Genomic DNA, 13,570 nt, shown 5'->3' with positions numbered 1-13,570 from the left:
CGTACTCCCGGAGCACCGGCCCGACCGCGGACCGGCCGGTCACCGGGCCGGCGGCTGCCCGGCTGCCGGGCGGTCCTGCGGTACGCGCTGCCACGGCCGGCACAGCAACAGGAAGCACGCCACGGCGGAGAGCGCGCAGACCACCTGCACGACGGCCATGGGCACCGCCGTCTCCTCGCCCGCGATGCCCACGAGCGGCGAGGCGATGGCCCCGATGAGGAACGACGAGGTGCCGAGCAGCGCCGAGGCCGAACCGGCGGCGTGCTTGGTACGCATCAGCGCCTGGGTGTTGGTGTTCGGCATCGCCAGCCCCATGGCCGACATGAGGACGAACAGCCCCGTGGCGACCGGAAGCAACCCGACGTCGCCGAAGACACCGGTGGTCATCAGCAGCAGGGCGATCGCCGCCAGGGAGATGACGGCGAGACCGAAACCGAGCGCCTTGTCCAGGCTGATCCGGCCCACCAGCACCTTGCCGTTGATCTGCCCGACGGCGATCAGCCCGATCGAGTTGATCCCGAAGAGCAGGCTGAACGTCTGCGGCGAGGCCCCGTAGATCTCCTGCACGACGAACGGGGAGGCGCTCACATAGGCGAAGAGCGCGGCGAAGGCGAGGCTGCCCGCGACCACGTAGCCCGTGAACACCCGGTCGGCCAGCAGACCGCGCATGGTCCGCAGGGCGTCGCCGATACCGCCGGTGTGCCGCTCCGACTCGGGCAGGGTCTCGTGCAGCCACTTCCAGACGACGAGGGTGAGGAGCAGACCGACGACGGTGAGCACGACGAAGATGCCGCGCCAGTCGGTGAAGCGCAGCACCTGTCCGCCGATCACCGGTGCGACGACGGGGGCGACTCCGGAGATGAGCATCAGGGTGGAGAAGAAGCGGGCCATCTCCACCCCGTCGTAGAGGTCGCGCACCACGGCCCGGGAGATGACGATGCCGGCCGCCCCGGCCAGGCCCTGCAACAGGCGGAAGCTGATGAGCAGTTCGGCCGAAGGGGCGAAGGCGCAGATCACGGTGGCGAGGACGTAGACGACCATGCCGAGGAGCAGCGGCTTGCGGCGCCCCCACCGGTCGCTCATCGGTCCGACGACCAGCTGACCGAGCGCCATGCCGGTGAGGCACGCGGTCAGGGTGAGCTGGACGGTCGCGGCGGGTGCGTGGAGCGCGTCGGTGACCGCCGGCAGCGCCGGGAGGTACATGTCCATCGAGAGGGGCGGCAGGGCGGTGAGTCCGCCCAGGACCAGGGTGACCAGGAGTCCGGCCCGCCGTGCGGCGGTCGTGGCGGGACCGGTCGGTGTGGGTATGGGTTCGTGCTCTTCGTGGTGTGCTCGCTGGGCCCGGCTCACGCCGCTGTCCGGCATCCTCATCTCCGCTTCGTTGAATCCGCATCTATGCTCTCAGGTCAGTCGTAGTGGTCGATACCTTTTTGTGTGAGGGCGGGCGGGCATGAGCGGGACTGTGCGTTGGGGCGTTCTGGCGACGGGCGGCATAGCCGCGACGTTCACGGCGGACCTGCTGGCGGTGAAGGACTCCGGGGCCGAGGTCGTGGCGGTCGCCTCCCGCACGGAGGCCTCCGCCAAGACGTTCGCCGACCGGTTCGGGATCGAGCGGGCGTACGGGAGCTGGGCGGAGCTCGTCGCCGACGACGACGTCGACGTCGTGTACGTGGCCACCCCGCACTCCGCCCACCGGGAGGCGGCCGGCCTCGCCCTGGAGGCGGGCAAGCACGTGCTGTGCGAGAAGGCGTTCACGCTCAACGCGCGAGAGGCGCAGGAGCTCGTGGCGCTGGCCCGTGAGCGCGGCCTGTTCCTGATGGAAGCCATGTGGACGTACTGCAATCCGGTCATTCGCCGGATGACCGAGATGGTGCGGGACGGCGCCATCGGCGAGATCCGCACGGTCCAGGCGGACTTCGGCTTCGCGGGCACCTTCGGCCCCGAGCACCGGCTGCGTGACCTCGCGCTGGGCGGCGGCGCACTGCTGGACCTCGGGGTCTACCCGGTGTCGTTCGCGCAGCTGCTGCTGGGCGAGCCGGACCGGGTGCAGGCCGACGCGCTGCTGTCCCCGGAGGGCGTCGACCTCAACACCGGGGTGCTGCTCGGCTGGGACTCGGGCGCCACGGCACTGCTGAGCTGTTCGATCGTCGGGGATCTGCCGACCGTCGCCTCGGTCACGGGCACGGCGGGGCGGATCGACTTCCCGCAGGGCTTCTTCCACCCCGAGCGCTTCGTCCTGCACCGCCCGGGCCGGGAGCCCGAGGAGGTCACCACGGGCCCGGGCCCGCAGGGGCTTTCGGGCATGCAGTACGAGGCCGTCGAGGTGACGCGGGCCGTGCTGGCGGGCGAGACGGAGTCCCCGCTGGTGCCGCTGGACGGTTCACTCGCCGTCATGCGGACGCTCGACGCGGTCCGTGACCGCATCGGCGTCCGTTATCCGGCGGACAGCCTCGCCTGACGGCGCACCGGCCCGTCAGGACCGGTGCCGGCCGGGCCGGGTCACGCGGGGGTGAGCCCCGGGTTCCCGGCCTCGGTCACGAAGGACCCGGCCGTCGTGAGGGGCGCGCCGGGCGTGGTGACCGCCGGCACCGTGCGGAAGTCGGCGCGCGCCAGGTCCCTGCCGAGGTCGACGACGGCGTACCCGCGGCGGCCGTTGTAGAACTTCATGTGAGGGTTGGCCCGGGTCAGGTTGTCCCAGTTGGCCGGCTTCTCGGAGCCGTCCTTCCCGCTGGCGATCGAGGTGGCGACGATCTCCGTCCCGACGGTCCGCGAGGCGGGGTCGTCGAAGTCCTTCTTCAGGTCGAAGCCGTAGCCGACGTGCACGTCCCCGGTCAGCACCATCAGGTTCTCGACCCCGGCGGCCTCGGCCCCGTCCATGACCCGCTGCCGGGAGGCCGGGTAGCCGTCCCACGAGTCCATGGACAGCTTGTAGGCGTCGGTCGGCACGTCGCGCCGCCGGGCGAAGGTGACCTGCTGCGGTACGACGTTCCACAGTGCCTGGGAGGTCTTCCAGCCGTCGATCAGCCAGCGTTCCTGGGCGGCGCCCGTCATCGTGCGCGCCGGGTCCTCGGACTCCGGTCCGGGGACCTTCCAGCCGTCGCCGTACGCCTGGTTGCTGCGGTACTGCCGGGTGTCGAGGACGTCGAACTGGGCGAGCCGGCCGAACCGCAGCCTGCGGTAGAGACGCATGTCCGGGCCGGTGGGGCGCTGCGGGGAGCGCAGCGGCTGGTTCTCCCAGTAGGCGCGGTAGGCGGCGGCGCGGCGCAGCAGGAACTCCTCGGGCGGCACGCTGTTCTCGGGGGTGTCGCCGGCGTAGTTGTTCTCGGTCTCGTGGTCGTCCCACGTGACGACGAAGGGGTGTGCGGCGTGGGCGGCGCGCAGGTCCGGGTCGGACTTGTAGAGGCCGTACCGCATCCGGTAGTCGTCCAGCGTGACCGTCTCCCGGTTGAAGTGGTCCGGCAGGACGCGGTCGGTGTAGCCGCGGGCGCCGCCGGTGGCGGTGACCGCGTACTCGTACAGGTAGTCGCCGAGGTGGAAGACCACGTCGACGTCCTCGGCCGCGAGGTGCCGGTAGGCGGTGAAGTAGCCGTCGTGGTAGGCCTGGCAGGAGACCGCGGCCAGGGTCAGCGAGCTGTTGTGGGCGCCCCGGGCAGGTGCGGTGCGGGTGCGGCCGGTGGGGCTGATCCAAGTGCCGGCGCGGAAGCGGTAGTAGAAGGTCCGGTCGGAGTCCAGGTCGCCGACGTCGACGTGGACGCTGTGGCCGAACTCCGGGTGGGCGGTGGCCGACCCTCGCCGGACGACGCGCCGGAAGCGCTCGTCGCGGGCGATCTCCCAGCGGACCCGGACACGGCTTGCGGGCAGTCCGCCGTCGGCGTCGTAGGGGCGGGGGGCGAGTCTCGTCCACAGGAGGACGGACTCCGGCAGCGGGTCCCCGGAGGCCACGCCGAGGGTGAAGGGGTCCTCGGTGATCCTGACGGCGTCGAGTTCGGCGGCGCTCGCGCTGCCCGCCGCCGGCAGGTTGGCGGCGAAAGCCAGCGCCGCGGCGGCTCCGGTGACCGTGAGGAACCGCCGGCGGCCCACGCCGGACCCGAGCCGCCGGGCGGCGTCGCGGAACTCGGCCGAGTGCCCGTGCCGACCGCCGGGCGCGTTACTGATCTGTGCAGGTGTCATGTGCCCCTCCCGTGCCGGATGTTGTCAGAGGCATTGGAGTGCTGGGCGACGACCTGCCGTTGGCGGGTACACAACATCCTTATGGCGGTGTGATGAGCACCGGGTGCCGGCAGCCGCCAACCCTCCCGTACGCTGCCGGGCCATGAACTCTGAGCAGTCGATCGCTGTCGTCACAGGTGCGGGATCGGGCATCGGCAGGGCCGTCGCCCTCACTCTTACGGGTGCGGGCCGGACGGTGGTCCTGGTGGGCCGGCGGGCCCGCACCCTGGAGGAGACGGCCGCCGCGGCCGGGCCGGGCACCACGGTGTGCGTCCCCACCGACGTGAGCGACCCGGAGCAGGTGGCGGCGCTCTTCTCCGCCGTACGGGACCGTTTCGGCCGGCTCGACCTGCTCTTCAACAACGCGGGCACCTTCGGTCCTGGGGCCACACCCGTCGAGGACCTCGCCTACGAGGACTGGCGCACGGTGGTGGACGTCAACCTGACAGGGGCGTTCCTGTGCGCACAGGCGGCCTACCGCCTGATGAAGGAGCAGGACCCGCAGGGCGGCCGGATCATCAACAACGGTTCCGTCTCCGCGCACGCGCCCCGCCCGCACTCGATCGCGTACACGGCGACGAAGCACGCCATGACGGGCCTGACGAAGTCGCTCTCGCTGGACGGGCGTCCGTACCGGATCGCCTGCGGGCAGATCGACATCGGCAACGCGGCGACCGACATGACGGAGCGGATGCAGCGCGGGACCCTCCAGGCCGACGGCAGGACGGCCGTCGAACCGGTCATGGCGGCGGACGACGTGGCCCGGACGGTCCTGCACATGGCGGAGCTGCCGCTGGAGGCCAACGTGCAGTTCGCGACGGTCATGGCGACGGCCATGCCGTACGTCGGCCGGGGCTGACGTCTCGGCGGGGCGGGCGGCGTGCCGGGGCACGCCGCGGCGCCGCCGGTCCAAGGGCCGCGTCGCGGCCAGGGGTGGGTGGCCCGGGTGACAGGTCCGGGCCCACCTCCGGGAATGGACCGGCGCGCGCCTCGGTTGTCGTGCGACATGAGCCGACCTTCCAGTGCCGATGTCCTTCGCTACACCGCCTTCTCCGCCGACCCGGACGGCGGCAATCCCGCCGGGGTGGTACTGGACGCGTCCGGGCTCGACGAGACGGCGATGCTTTCCGTGGCGGCGGAGCTGGGCTACAGCGAGTCGGCGTTCCTGACCGCGCCGGACGGCCGGGGCGGTTACACGATCCGCTACTTCAGCCCGAAGGCCGAAGTCCCCTTCTGCGGTCACGCCACGGTGGCGACGGCCCTCGCACTGGCCGAACGGGACGGCCCGGGCGACCTGGTGTTCCACACCCGGGCCGGTACGGTCCCTGTCTCGGTGACCCGCACGGGCGACGAGCTCCGTGCGACGCTCACCAGCGTCGAGCCGCAGGTCATGGACGTGGCGCCCACCGATGTGGCGGAGGCGCTGGCCGCCCTGGGCTGGCCGGCCGCCGATCTGGACCCGGCCCTGCCGCCCCGGATCGCCTTCGCGGGCGCCCGCCACCTGGTGCTGGCCGCCGCGACCCGGGAGCGGCTGGCCGACCTGTCCTACGACTTCAGCCGCCTCGAAGCCCTCATGCACCGCCTCGATCTGACGACGCTCCAGCTGGTGTGGCGCGCGTCCGGCTCCGTCTTCCACGTCCGCGACCCGTTCCCGGTCGGCGGCGTGGTCGAGGACCCGGCGACGGGCGCGGCGGCGGCAGCCTTCGGCGCGTACGTACGCGCGCTGGGACTCGCCCCGGACGACGCCGTCCTCACCCTGCACCAGGGTGAGGACATGGGCCGCCCGGGAACCCTCACCGTCGAGCTGCGCCCGGGCGACGTCCGGATCAGGGTGAGCGGCACGGGCACCCGCATCGGCTGATCCGCCGCGGGCCGCCCGCGCCGCTCAGCCCAGCAGGGCCTCGATCTCCGCCAGCTGTCCGGGCCTCAGCGGGCCGAAGGCGACCGCCGCGGCGTTCTCCTCCACCTGGGCGACCGTCCGGAAGCCGGGGATCGGCACCGTCCCCCCACTGCGGGCCCACAGCCAGCCGAGGGCGCCCTGGGCGAGGGTGCGGCCGTCCGCGGTCAGTACCTCCCGGACGGCTTCCACCTTCGCCGCCCAGTGTGCCGCCGGGGCCCCGCCCGCCTCGAACCAGTGCAGCCACGCGGGCGGGACGGACCGGATGTCCCCGGTGCGCCCGCGCCGGTCCGGGCCGTACGCGCCCGCAAGGAGGCCCATCGCCAGGGGGCTCCGGACGATGCCGGCCAGGCCCCGCTCCGCGCAGAGGGCCAGCATCTGCGGGGCGTCCTCCAGCACGTTGCACGCGTGCTGGACGGCCGCGCAGTGCGCACCCTCGGCGAACAGGGCCGCCCGCTCCGGGTCGTCGGTGCTCCACCCGTAGGCCCGGATCAGCCCCTCGGCCACGAACCCCTCGCAGGCCTCGCGCAGTTCGGCCGCTTCGTCGAGCGGGGTGTCGCCCAGGTGCAGCTGGTAGAGATCGATCCGGTCGGTCCCCAGCCGGCGCAGCGAGCCGATGAGCGCCTCCCGGGCGTAGGCGGGCGAGCGGTCGGCGCCGGTCATCGTGCGCGCCCGCTCGTCGAACGTGTTGCCCCACTTCGTGGCGATGACGGCCTCGTCCCGCCTGCCCGCCAGCGCGCGGCCCAGTACGCGTTCGCTGTGCCCGGCCCCGTACACGTCCGCCGTGTCGAAGAACCGCACGCCGAGGTCGAGCGCCCGGCGGACGGCCGCCACGGACTCCTCGTCGTCGACGGCGCCCCAGCCGAGCGGGCTGCCGTCCGGCGTCGACCACTTCCCTCCGATCGCCCAGCAGCCGAGGCCGAGGGCACCGACCTCGATCCCGCTCCGGCCCAGGGTCCTGCTGCTCTGCCATGTCATGTCTGTCTGCATGGGCGCAGACGCTAGGAGTTGGAGTGCGTACGAAGTCAAGGACCACTCCGCCACCGCGCGTCCGGGCACGCCGGAACGGTGCGTCCCAGGTCACGCCCGAGCCATGCCTCGTTCCACCCCCGGGCCACTTCTCACGCCCACTCGGGCCACCTCACGTGCCACCCCAGTCACCTCTCATGCCACCACTCACGCCACCCCGGGCCGTCTCCCACGCCACCTCTCAGGTCACGTAGACCCCGGCGCGCGCCGCCACCGCGGCTGCCTCGGCCGCCCGGTCGGCGGCAGCGTCGTCGAGGGGGTCACCGCTGGCGAGCAGCCGGTAGTAGAGAGGGGCCGAGACGGCCCGGATCACCTCGGCGGCGTCGGTGCCGGTGGGCAGCTCGCCCCGCTCGACCGCCGCGTCGACGCAGCCCGACCACTCCTTGACGCGTACCGCGTAGAAGTGGTGCAGAGCCTGGGCGGTGCGGGTGTCGCAGGTGGCCGCCGCGATCACGGCGGTGAAGAGGGCACCCTGACGCGGGTCCGTCAGCGTCCGCACGACCAGCCGGGCGTTGGCCCTGAGGTCCTCCTCCAGGGAGCCCGTGTCCGTACGCGGCACGGACTGCTCCGCCATGTCCGTGAGCAGGTCCGCGACCAGGCCGGCCGTGGTCGACCAGCGTCGGTAGACGGTCGTCTTCCCGACCTCGGCGCGACGCGCGACGTCGGCGAGGTCGAGCCCGTCGAAACCCTGCTCGGCCAGCGCGTCACCGGCCGCCCGCAGGACGGCTTCCCGCACCCGGGCCGTGCGTCCGCCGGGCCGCACCATGCCCGGCTCCGCCCCTTCGGCGTCTCCTGCCGCGCCCACAACTCCATCACCCATAACGGGTCTCCAGTTCCATTAGACGCCCATCCACTGCTACGGTGACTCCACCTTAACGGAACCGCAGATCCGTTAAATCGTTGCCTCAGGAAGGGCACATCATGTCCGCGTCCAGCACGGCACCCAGCGCGCCTCCCCTCGCACCCCCGCGGTCCCCCCGCATGACCGGCCGCCAGAAGCTCGTCCTGTTCCTCCTCCTCGGCGCACAGTTCATGATCGCCGTGGATTTCTCGATCCTGAACGTCGCGCTGCCGGCCGTCGGCGAGGGACTCGGCTTCTCCCTCGCCCACCTCCAGTGGATCGCCACCTCATTCGCCCTCGCCGCCGCCGGATTCACCCTGCTGTTCGGCCGGGTCGCCGACATCCTGGGCCGCAAGCGCCTGTTCGTCGGCGGCATGGTCGTCCTTGCCCTGTCCTCCGCGCTGGGCGGGCTCGCCACCACACCGGGCGTGCTGCTGACCGCCCGCGTGCTGCAGGGGCTGGCGACGGCGGCCGTCACCCCGGCCGGGCTCGCACTGCTCACCACCGCGTTCAAGGAGGGGCCGCTGCGTGAGCGTGCCCTCGGCCTCAACGGCGCGCTGATGTCGGCCGGTTTCACGGCGGGAGCCATCCTCGGCGGGCTGCTGACCGACCTGCTCTCCTGGCGCTGGGCCTTCTTCATCAACGTTCCCGTCGCCGCGCTCGTCATCGCCCTCGCCCCGTCCGTGATCACCGACTCGCGGCCGGCCGTGCGCGCGAAGCTCGACGTACCGGGTGCCGTCACCGTCACCGGCGGCCTGCTGCTCCTCGTGTTCGGCCTGACGCAGGCGGGCGAAACCGGCTGGACCACCCCCAGCACACTGGTCGCCCTGCTCGCGGGTGCGGCGCTCCTCGCCGCTTTCCTGTTCGTCGAGAGCCGGGCGGCGGCGCCCCTGGTCCCCGTACACATCCTGAAGCGGCGCAGCGTCGTCTGGGGCAACGTCACCGGACTGATCGCCTTCGTCACCGAGACCTCGCTGGTCTTCCTGCTGACGCTGTACCTCCAGGAGGTACTCGGCTACTCCCCGCTCGCCACCGGGCTCGCTTTCGGCGTCCTCGGCGTCGGCACCGTGGCCGGCGGCATGCTCGGCGGCCGGGCGATCGGCCGGTTCGGCACCCGGCGCACGATCGTCCTGGGCGGCGTCGTACAGGCCGCGGCCACGCTCTCGCTGGTGGCGCTCGGCAGTTCCGGCGGCTGGATCGTGCTCCTGCTGACCGCGACCTTCATCGGTGGTGTCGGCAACATGCTGATGATCGTGGGCTTCATGGTCACCGCGACCTCCGGCCTCCCCGACGAGGAGCAGGGCCTCGCCACGGGGCTGGCCACGATGACGCAGCAGGTCGGCATCACCCTGGGCATCCCGGTCATGAGCGCCGTCGTCACCGCCCGCACGGGCACGGCCACCGGGCCGGACGCGGTGCTGTCCGGAGTCTCGGCCGCGGTCCTGGTCAACTCGGTGATCGTCCTGGCCGGTGCCCTGCTCGCCGGTGCCTTCCTGGGCCGGCGCGGCACCCGGGCGTCCGCCGGGTGAGCCCGCGCGGACCGGGACGGACCGGGGCGGACCGGGGCGAGTCGGGTCCGGGTCGTGGGCGGGGAGGCGGCAGGATGGCGGTCATGGCACAACCGCTGACCGTCCCCAGCATGACCGCAGGAGCCGATTTCGTCCTGCGCCCCTGGGAGATGAGCGATCTGCCCCTCGTACGCGAGGCGGCGGCGGACGAGTACATCCCTCTGGTCACCACCATCCCCTCGCCGTACTCGGACGGCGCGGCCGAGGCGTACGTCCGGCGCCAGTGGCAGCGGGCGGCCACCGGCGCCGGCTACCCGTTCGCCATCGTCCGCACCCGGGACAGGCGGCCGGTGGGTTCCATCGGGCTCTGGCTCAAGGACGCGGCCGAGGGCCGGGCCACGCTCGGCTACTGGATGACCGGCCCGGCCCGCCGCCAGGGCGTGGCCGGAGCAGCACTTCGTACGGTCACCACCTGGGCGCTGCACGAACTGCGCATCCCCCGGGTCCAGCTCCTCGTCGAGCCGTGGAACACCGCCTCGGCGCGGACCGCCGAGAGCGCCGGTTACGTGTCCGAGGGGCTGCTGCGGGGCTGGCAGCAGGTCGGGGACCGGCGCCGCGACATGATCATGTACGCCCGGCTGCAGGAGGAGCCACCCGCCGGTGGACGAGTGCCCACCGGCGGGTGAGCAGCCGGACGTCACGATCGCGGGCACCGCGGAGCGGCCGGAGCCCCGCCACCTGCACCGCACCCGGGAGCAGCGAGCCTTGTCCGAACCACGCATCGGCGTCTCCGACTCACCATGGGGGACCATCCGGTGACGGCCCGCAACAGGGCCCGGCTGACCCGCCGCAACCTTCCGCTGCCCCTGGTCCCCGCCTACCTCGGCACCTGGATCCTGCTCACCGCCGTCCGCACCCGCTCGGTCACCGGCCTGCGCGCCTGGGCGGCCGGCTTCGCCGAGGGCGTCCGCACCCCGTGCGGTGTGCGCAAGCCCATGCGCTGGCGCACGGTCCGGCGCATGACGCACCGACCGCCCGCCCGCCGGTCATCGGACGGACGCTGTCCACCGGTAACGCACATCCGGCTCCTTCTCCTCGTTACGGCTCCCGTCGTCCCAGGCCACGGCGACGAAGCCGTGCCGCTCGTAGAAGGCGCGCGCGGCGGTGTTGCGCCGGAACGTGTACAGGCTCAGCTCCCCGCGCGAGGCTTCCTTCACCCGCGCGAGGAGCAGCGTCCCGATGCCGCGACGGCGGACGTCAGGACGTAGGTAGAGCTGGTCGAGCTCGTCCCCGTCGGCTGCGGTGAATCCGAGCACCTCTCCGCCCTCCCCCTCGGCGACCCACACCTGGCTGCCGGGCAGCACGACATGGGTGATCCAGGCGAGCGTGTCCTCGTCGCTGTGCACCCGGGGCAGATACGGCAGGGCCGCCGCGCGCGAGGCGAGGAAGACCCGGGTGATCTCCGCCGCGTCCCCGTCCCTCGCGGCGCGTACCGTGATCGGCTCGTCCCGTGCTGCCATCCCGTCGCTCCCTCATCGGCGGAGGCCATCAGTATCAGAGTCGGCAGGCGGCGGGCGCGGGGTTTTCCGGGACCGGCTGCCGAGGACACTCCCGGGCGGGCGGGCGGGCGGACCAGGACGGGGCCCGGCGGCCCCGGGCCGCCGGACCGGCGGCCGCCCTGCTGAAGTGCGAGAACCTCACCGAGGCGACGGCGTCGGTGGCCTTGAGTGGATCGGACGGCGGAGCACCGAGCGGGAAGCCGCCTGGCGTCTGAGCGCTGAGGGAGGCGCGGTGGTGATTGAGCGGTGTCCAGGACCGAGCCGGACCACGTGGTCAGCGAGGGCGGCGAAGCGTACGGCACACCGTTCGGCCAGTTCGCGGAGCCGCCCTTCGGAGGGTGGCACTGAACCGGCAGGGCCGCACACGCCGCAGACTGCCGGAAGCGCTCCGGCGCGGGCCGCGAGCCTTCACCGGGTGGACCCGGGTGGCGGCAGACGAGTCGGGCTGTACGCCGGGTTCTGTCGCCCGGTCGCCTCGCGGCGGCCGGGGAGACGGCCATCCATCTAGGACCGGCATTGCTGCCGGTCTCGTGCGGTCTACCCGCGAACTCGGGCGGGCAGCCCTCGGACGTTCGCGCAGAACCGTCTCGCGACGGTCCCTCTTGACCTTGCTCCGGGTGGGGTTTACCTAGCCGCCTGAGTCACCTCAGGCGCTGGTGGTCTCTTACACCACCGTTTCACCCTTACCCGGGACCGAGGTCCCGGGCGGTCTGTTTTCTGTGGCACTGTCCCGCGAGTCACCTCGGGTGGCCGTTAGCCACCACCCTGCCCTGTGGAGCCCGGACGTTCCTCGGGAGGATCCGGAGATCCCCACGCGGCCGTCCGCCCGGCTCGTCTGCCGTGCCGACCATGCTACCCGGCGGCGTGGGCACCTCGGACGGCTGCCGGGCGCACGGCGTCCGGGCCGGCCCGCCCCCGTACCCTTGCCGAGGGGCCTCCTGTGCGAGAGGCCCTGTACCGCGTGTGAAGGAGAACCCCCGTGCTCGTGCTGTTGCCGCCCTCCGAAGGAAAGGCCGCACCGGGGCGCGGAGCACCCCTGAAGCTCGAATCCCTGTCCCTGCCGGGCCTCGCCGAGGCGCGTGCCGCCGTCCTGGACGAGTTGGTCGAGCTGTGCCTCGCCGACGAGGAGAAGGCCCGTGAGGTGCTCGGCCTGAGCGAGGGGCTGCGTGGCGAGGTCGCGAAGAACGCGGAGTTGCGCACGGCCGCGACCCGGCCGGCCGGAGAGATCTACACGGGGGTGCTGTACGACGCCCTCGGCCTGGACACCTTGGACGCGGCGGCCAAGCGGCGGGCCGGGAAGTCGCTGCTGGTCTTCTCCGGGCTGTGGGGGGCCGTCCGGGTGGGCGACCGGATTCCGTCCTACCGCTGCTCGATGGGCGTCAAGCTGCCGGGGCTGGGCGCGCTCGGCCCGTACTGGCGGACCCTGATGGCCTCGGTCATGCCGGAGGCGGCCGGGGACGGGCTCGTCCTGGACCTGCGGTCGTCGGCGTACGCCGGGGCCTGGAAGCCGGCGGGCGAGGTGGCGGAGCGCACGGCGAGCGTGCGGGTGCTGCAGTCCCAGGTGGTGGACGGGGTCGAGAAGCGGTCGGTGGTCAGCCACTTCAACAAGGCGACCAAGGGCCGGATGGTCCGCGACCTGCTGACGGCGGGAGCACGGCCGCAAGGCCCGGCGGAGCTGGTGGACGTACTGCGCGGTCTCGGATACGTGGTGGAGGCGCGGGCTCCGGAACGGGCCGGGCGGGCATGGGCGCTCGACGTGGTGGTCACCGAGATCCACTGACGGGCGTTGCACCATGCGCAACGCGCGTTGCGTGTACTGCCGCTCGGGCGGCAGGATGACCCCATGACCTCCTCCGCGCCCGCCGCCGTGTCCGCTTCCGTGCTGGACCTCGCCCCTGTCGTCCCCGTCGTGGTCCTCGAGGACGCCGCCGACGCCGTCCCGCTGGCCCGCGCGCTCGTCGCGGGCGGACTGCCGGCCATCGAGGTGACGCTGCGGACCCCCGCCGCCCTGGACGCGATCCGGGCGATCGCCGCCGAGGTACCGGACGCCGTCGTGGGCGCCGGGACGGTGATATCCGTACGGCACGTGAGCGAGACGGTCGAGGCCGGGGCGCGCTTCCTGGTCAGTCCGGGGTGGACGGACACCCTGCTGGACGCGATGAAGGCGTCCGGCGTGCCGTTCCTGCCGGGGGTCTCGACGACGTCGGAGGTCGTCGCGCTGCTGGAGCGCGGCGTCACGGAGATGAAGTTCTTCCCGGCCGAGGCAGCAGGCGGCACGGCCTACCTCAAAGCCCTGTCCGCACCGCTCCCCCAGGCCCGTTTCTGCCCCACGGGCGGCATCTCGCTCGCGTCCGCGCCCTCGTACCTCGCCCTGCCGAACGTCGGCTGCGTGGGCGGCAGCTGGATGGTGCCCGGCGACGCGGTGGCGGCGAAGGACTGGGCCAGGGTGGAGCGGCTGGCGGCCGGGGCCTCGGCCCTGCGCGGCTGACGGGCGCCCGTCGGCCGGCAGCGGCCTAGGGCGTGTTTC

General features: G+C 72.9%; 12 protein-coding genes, 1 other RNA gene and 1 pseudogene. 8 read left to right on the top strand and 6 right to left on the bottom strand.

The features are described 5' to 3' along the window. Positions 1-39: 39 nt before the first annotated feature. Positions 40-1,365 carry a multidrug effflux MFS transporter gene (locus QFZ58_RS25985; RefSeq protein WP_307127307.1) on the bottom strand — a complete coding sequence of 442 codons (1,326 nt, stop codon included), beginning with the start codon at positions 1,363-1,365 and terminating at the stop codon, positions 40-42. An 85-nt stretch (positions 1,366-1,450) separates the two neighbouring features. On the opposite strand from QFZ58_RS25985, the gene QFZ58_RS25980 reads away from it, so the two are divergent. Beyond that, positions 1,451-2,458 (top strand): Gfo/Idh/MocA family protein, encoded by a 1,008-nt coding sequence (locus QFZ58_RS25980; protein WP_307127306.1) that lies wholly within the window; start codon positions 1,451-1,453, stop codon positions 2,456-2,458. Between the two features lie 41 nt (positions 2,459-2,499). On the opposite strand, the gene QFZ58_RS25975 is transcribed toward QFZ58_RS25980, so the two are convergent. Continuing rightward, complete coding sequence (locus QFZ58_RS25975) at positions 2,500-4,170, bottom strand: alkaline phosphatase (protein WP_307127305.1); 1,671 nt, start codon at positions 4,168-4,170, stop codon at positions 2,500-2,502. Between the two features lie 142 nt (positions 4,171-4,312). On the opposite strand from QFZ58_RS25975, the gene QFZ58_RS25970 reads away from it, so the two are divergent. Next, the gene (locus QFZ58_RS25970; RefSeq protein WP_307127304.1) at positions 4,313-5,068 is read left to right on the top strand and encodes an SDR family oxidoreductase; all 756 of its coding nucleotides are present in this window, start codon (positions 4,313-4,315) and stop codon (positions 5,066-5,068) included. Between the two features lie 147 nt (positions 5,069-5,215). Continuing rightward, entirely contained in the window at positions 5,216-6,070 is an 855-nt protein-coding gene (locus tag QFZ58_RS25965; protein ID WP_307127303.1) for a PhzF family phenazine biosynthesis protein, read from the top strand. A gap of 24 nt (positions 6,071-6,094) precedes the next feature. Here the strand turns inward: QFZ58_RS25965 and QFZ58_RS25960 are convergent, their stop codons facing one another. Both QFZ58_RS25960 and QFZ58_RS25955 read right to left on the bottom strand, forming a co-directional pair. Next, positions 6,095-7,096 carry an aldo/keto reductase gene (locus QFZ58_RS25960; protein WP_307127302.1) on the bottom strand — a complete coding sequence of 334 codons (1,002 nt, stop codon included), beginning with the start codon at positions 7,094-7,096 and terminating at the stop codon, positions 6,095-6,097. Positions 7,097-7,316: 220 nt separating this feature from the next. Beyond that, entirely contained in the window at positions 7,317-7,955 is a 639-nt protein-coding gene (locus QFZ58_RS25955) for a TetR/AcrR family transcriptional regulator (RefSeq protein WP_307127301.1), read from the bottom strand. Positions 7,956-8,056: 101 nt separating this feature from the next. Here QFZ58_RS25955 and QFZ58_RS25950 point away from each other — a divergent pair, with 101 nt between their 5' ends. The 3 genes and pseudogenes from QFZ58_RS25950 to QFZ58_RS25940 all read left to right on the top strand — a co-directional run. Further along, a complete protein-coding gene (locus QFZ58_RS25950) occupies positions 8,057-9,505 on the top strand; it encodes an MFS transporter (RefSeq protein WP_307127300.1) in 1,449 nt (482 codons plus the stop codon). Between the two features lie 83 nt (positions 9,506-9,588). Further along, positions 9,589-10,170, top strand: a complete 582-nt coding sequence (locus QFZ58_RS25945) for a GNAT family N-acetyltransferase (RefSeq protein WP_307127299.1) — start codon at positions 9,589-9,591, stop codon at positions 10,168-10,170. A 129-nt stretch (positions 10,171-10,299) separates the two neighbouring features. Beyond that, positions 10,300-10,521, top strand: a pseudogene (locus tag QFZ58_RS25940) (glycosyltransferase family 2 protein); the annotation flags it as partial. Between the two features lie 9 nt (positions 10,522-10,530). Here the strand turns inward: QFZ58_RS25940 and QFZ58_RS25935 are convergent. Together QFZ58_RS25935 and rnpB are read right to left on the bottom strand one after the other, a co-directional pair. Then, on the bottom strand, positions 10,531-11,004 hold the full coding sequence (locus QFZ58_RS25935; protein ID WP_307127298.1) for a GNAT family N-acetyltransferase: 474 nt from the start codon (positions 11,002-11,004) through the stop codon (positions 10,531-10,533). A gap of 471 nt (positions 11,005-11,475) precedes the next feature. Then, positions 11,476-11,877: RNase P RNA component class A (rnpB, locus tag QFZ58_RS25930), an RNA gene on the bottom strand. Between the two features lie 145 nt (positions 11,878-12,022). Between rnpB and yaaA the strand changes: the two genes are divergently transcribed. After that, the gene (gene yaaA, locus QFZ58_RS25925; RefSeq protein WP_307127297.1) at positions 12,023-12,823 is read left to right on the top strand and encodes a peroxide stress protein YaaA; all 801 of its coding nucleotides are present in this window, start codon (positions 12,023-12,025) and stop codon (positions 12,821-12,823) included. A gap of 63 nt (positions 12,824-12,886) precedes the next feature. Further along, on the top strand, positions 12,887-13,531 hold the full coding sequence (eda, locus tag QFZ58_RS25920; RefSeq protein WP_307127296.1) for a bifunctional 4-hydroxy-2-oxoglutarate aldolase/2-dehydro-3-deoxy-phosphogluconate aldolase: 645 nt from the start codon (positions 12,887-12,889) through the stop codon (positions 13,529-13,531). Positions 13,532-13,570: the final 39 nt, after the last annotated feature.

It is taken from the genome of Streptomyces sp. B1I3 (genome assembly GCF_030816615.1).
GTDB lineage: Bacteria > Actinomycetota > Actinomycetes > Streptomycetales > Streptomycetaceae > Streptomyces.
Note: the sequence above shows the minus strand (reverse complement) of the source record. Positions and strands in the feature narration are given on the sequence as shown.

Coding starts and splice junctions, on each gene's coding strand:
- QFZ58_RS25935 (WP_307127298.1), bottom strand. CDS start 11,004: ATGGCAGCACGGGACGAGCCGATCACGGTACGCGCCGCGAGGGACGGG.
- QFZ58_RS25965 (WP_307127303.1), top strand. CDS start 5,216: ATGAGCCGACCTTCCAGTGCCGATGTCCTTCGCTACACCGCCTTCTCC.
- QFZ58_RS25985 (WP_307127307.1), bottom strand. CDS start 1,365: ATGCCGGACAGCGGCGTGAGCCGGGCCCAGCGAGCACACCACGAAGAG.
- QFZ58_RS25950 (WP_307127300.1), top strand. CDS start 8,057: ATGTCCGCGTCCAGCACGGCACCCAGCGCGCCTCCCCTCGCACCCCCG.
- QFZ58_RS25955 (WP_307127301.1), bottom strand. CDS start 7,955: ATGGGTGATGGAGTTGTGGGCGCGGCAGGAGACGCCGAAGGGGCGGAG.
- QFZ58_RS25980 (WP_307127306.1), top strand. CDS start 1,451: ATGAGCGGGACTGTGCGTTGGGGCGTTCTGGCGACGGGCGGCATAGCC.
- QFZ58_RS25975 (WP_307127305.1), bottom strand. CDS start 4,170: ATGACACCTGCACAGATCAGTAACGCGCCCGGCGGTCGGCACGGGCAC.
- QFZ58_RS25945 (WP_307127299.1), top strand. CDS start 9,589: ATGGCACAACCGCTGACCGTCCCCAGCATGACCGCAGGAGCCGATTTC.
- eda (WP_307127296.1), top strand. CDS start 12,887: ATGACCTCCTCCGCGCCCGCCGCCGTGTCCGCTTCCGTGCTGGACCTC.
- QFZ58_RS25970 (WP_307127304.1), top strand. CDS start 4,313: ATGAACTCTGAGCAGTCGATCGCTGTCGTCACAGGTGCGGGATCGGGC.
- QFZ58_RS25960 (WP_307127302.1), bottom strand. CDS start 7,096: ATGCAGACAGACATGACATGGCAGAGCAGCAGGACCCTGGGCCGGAGC.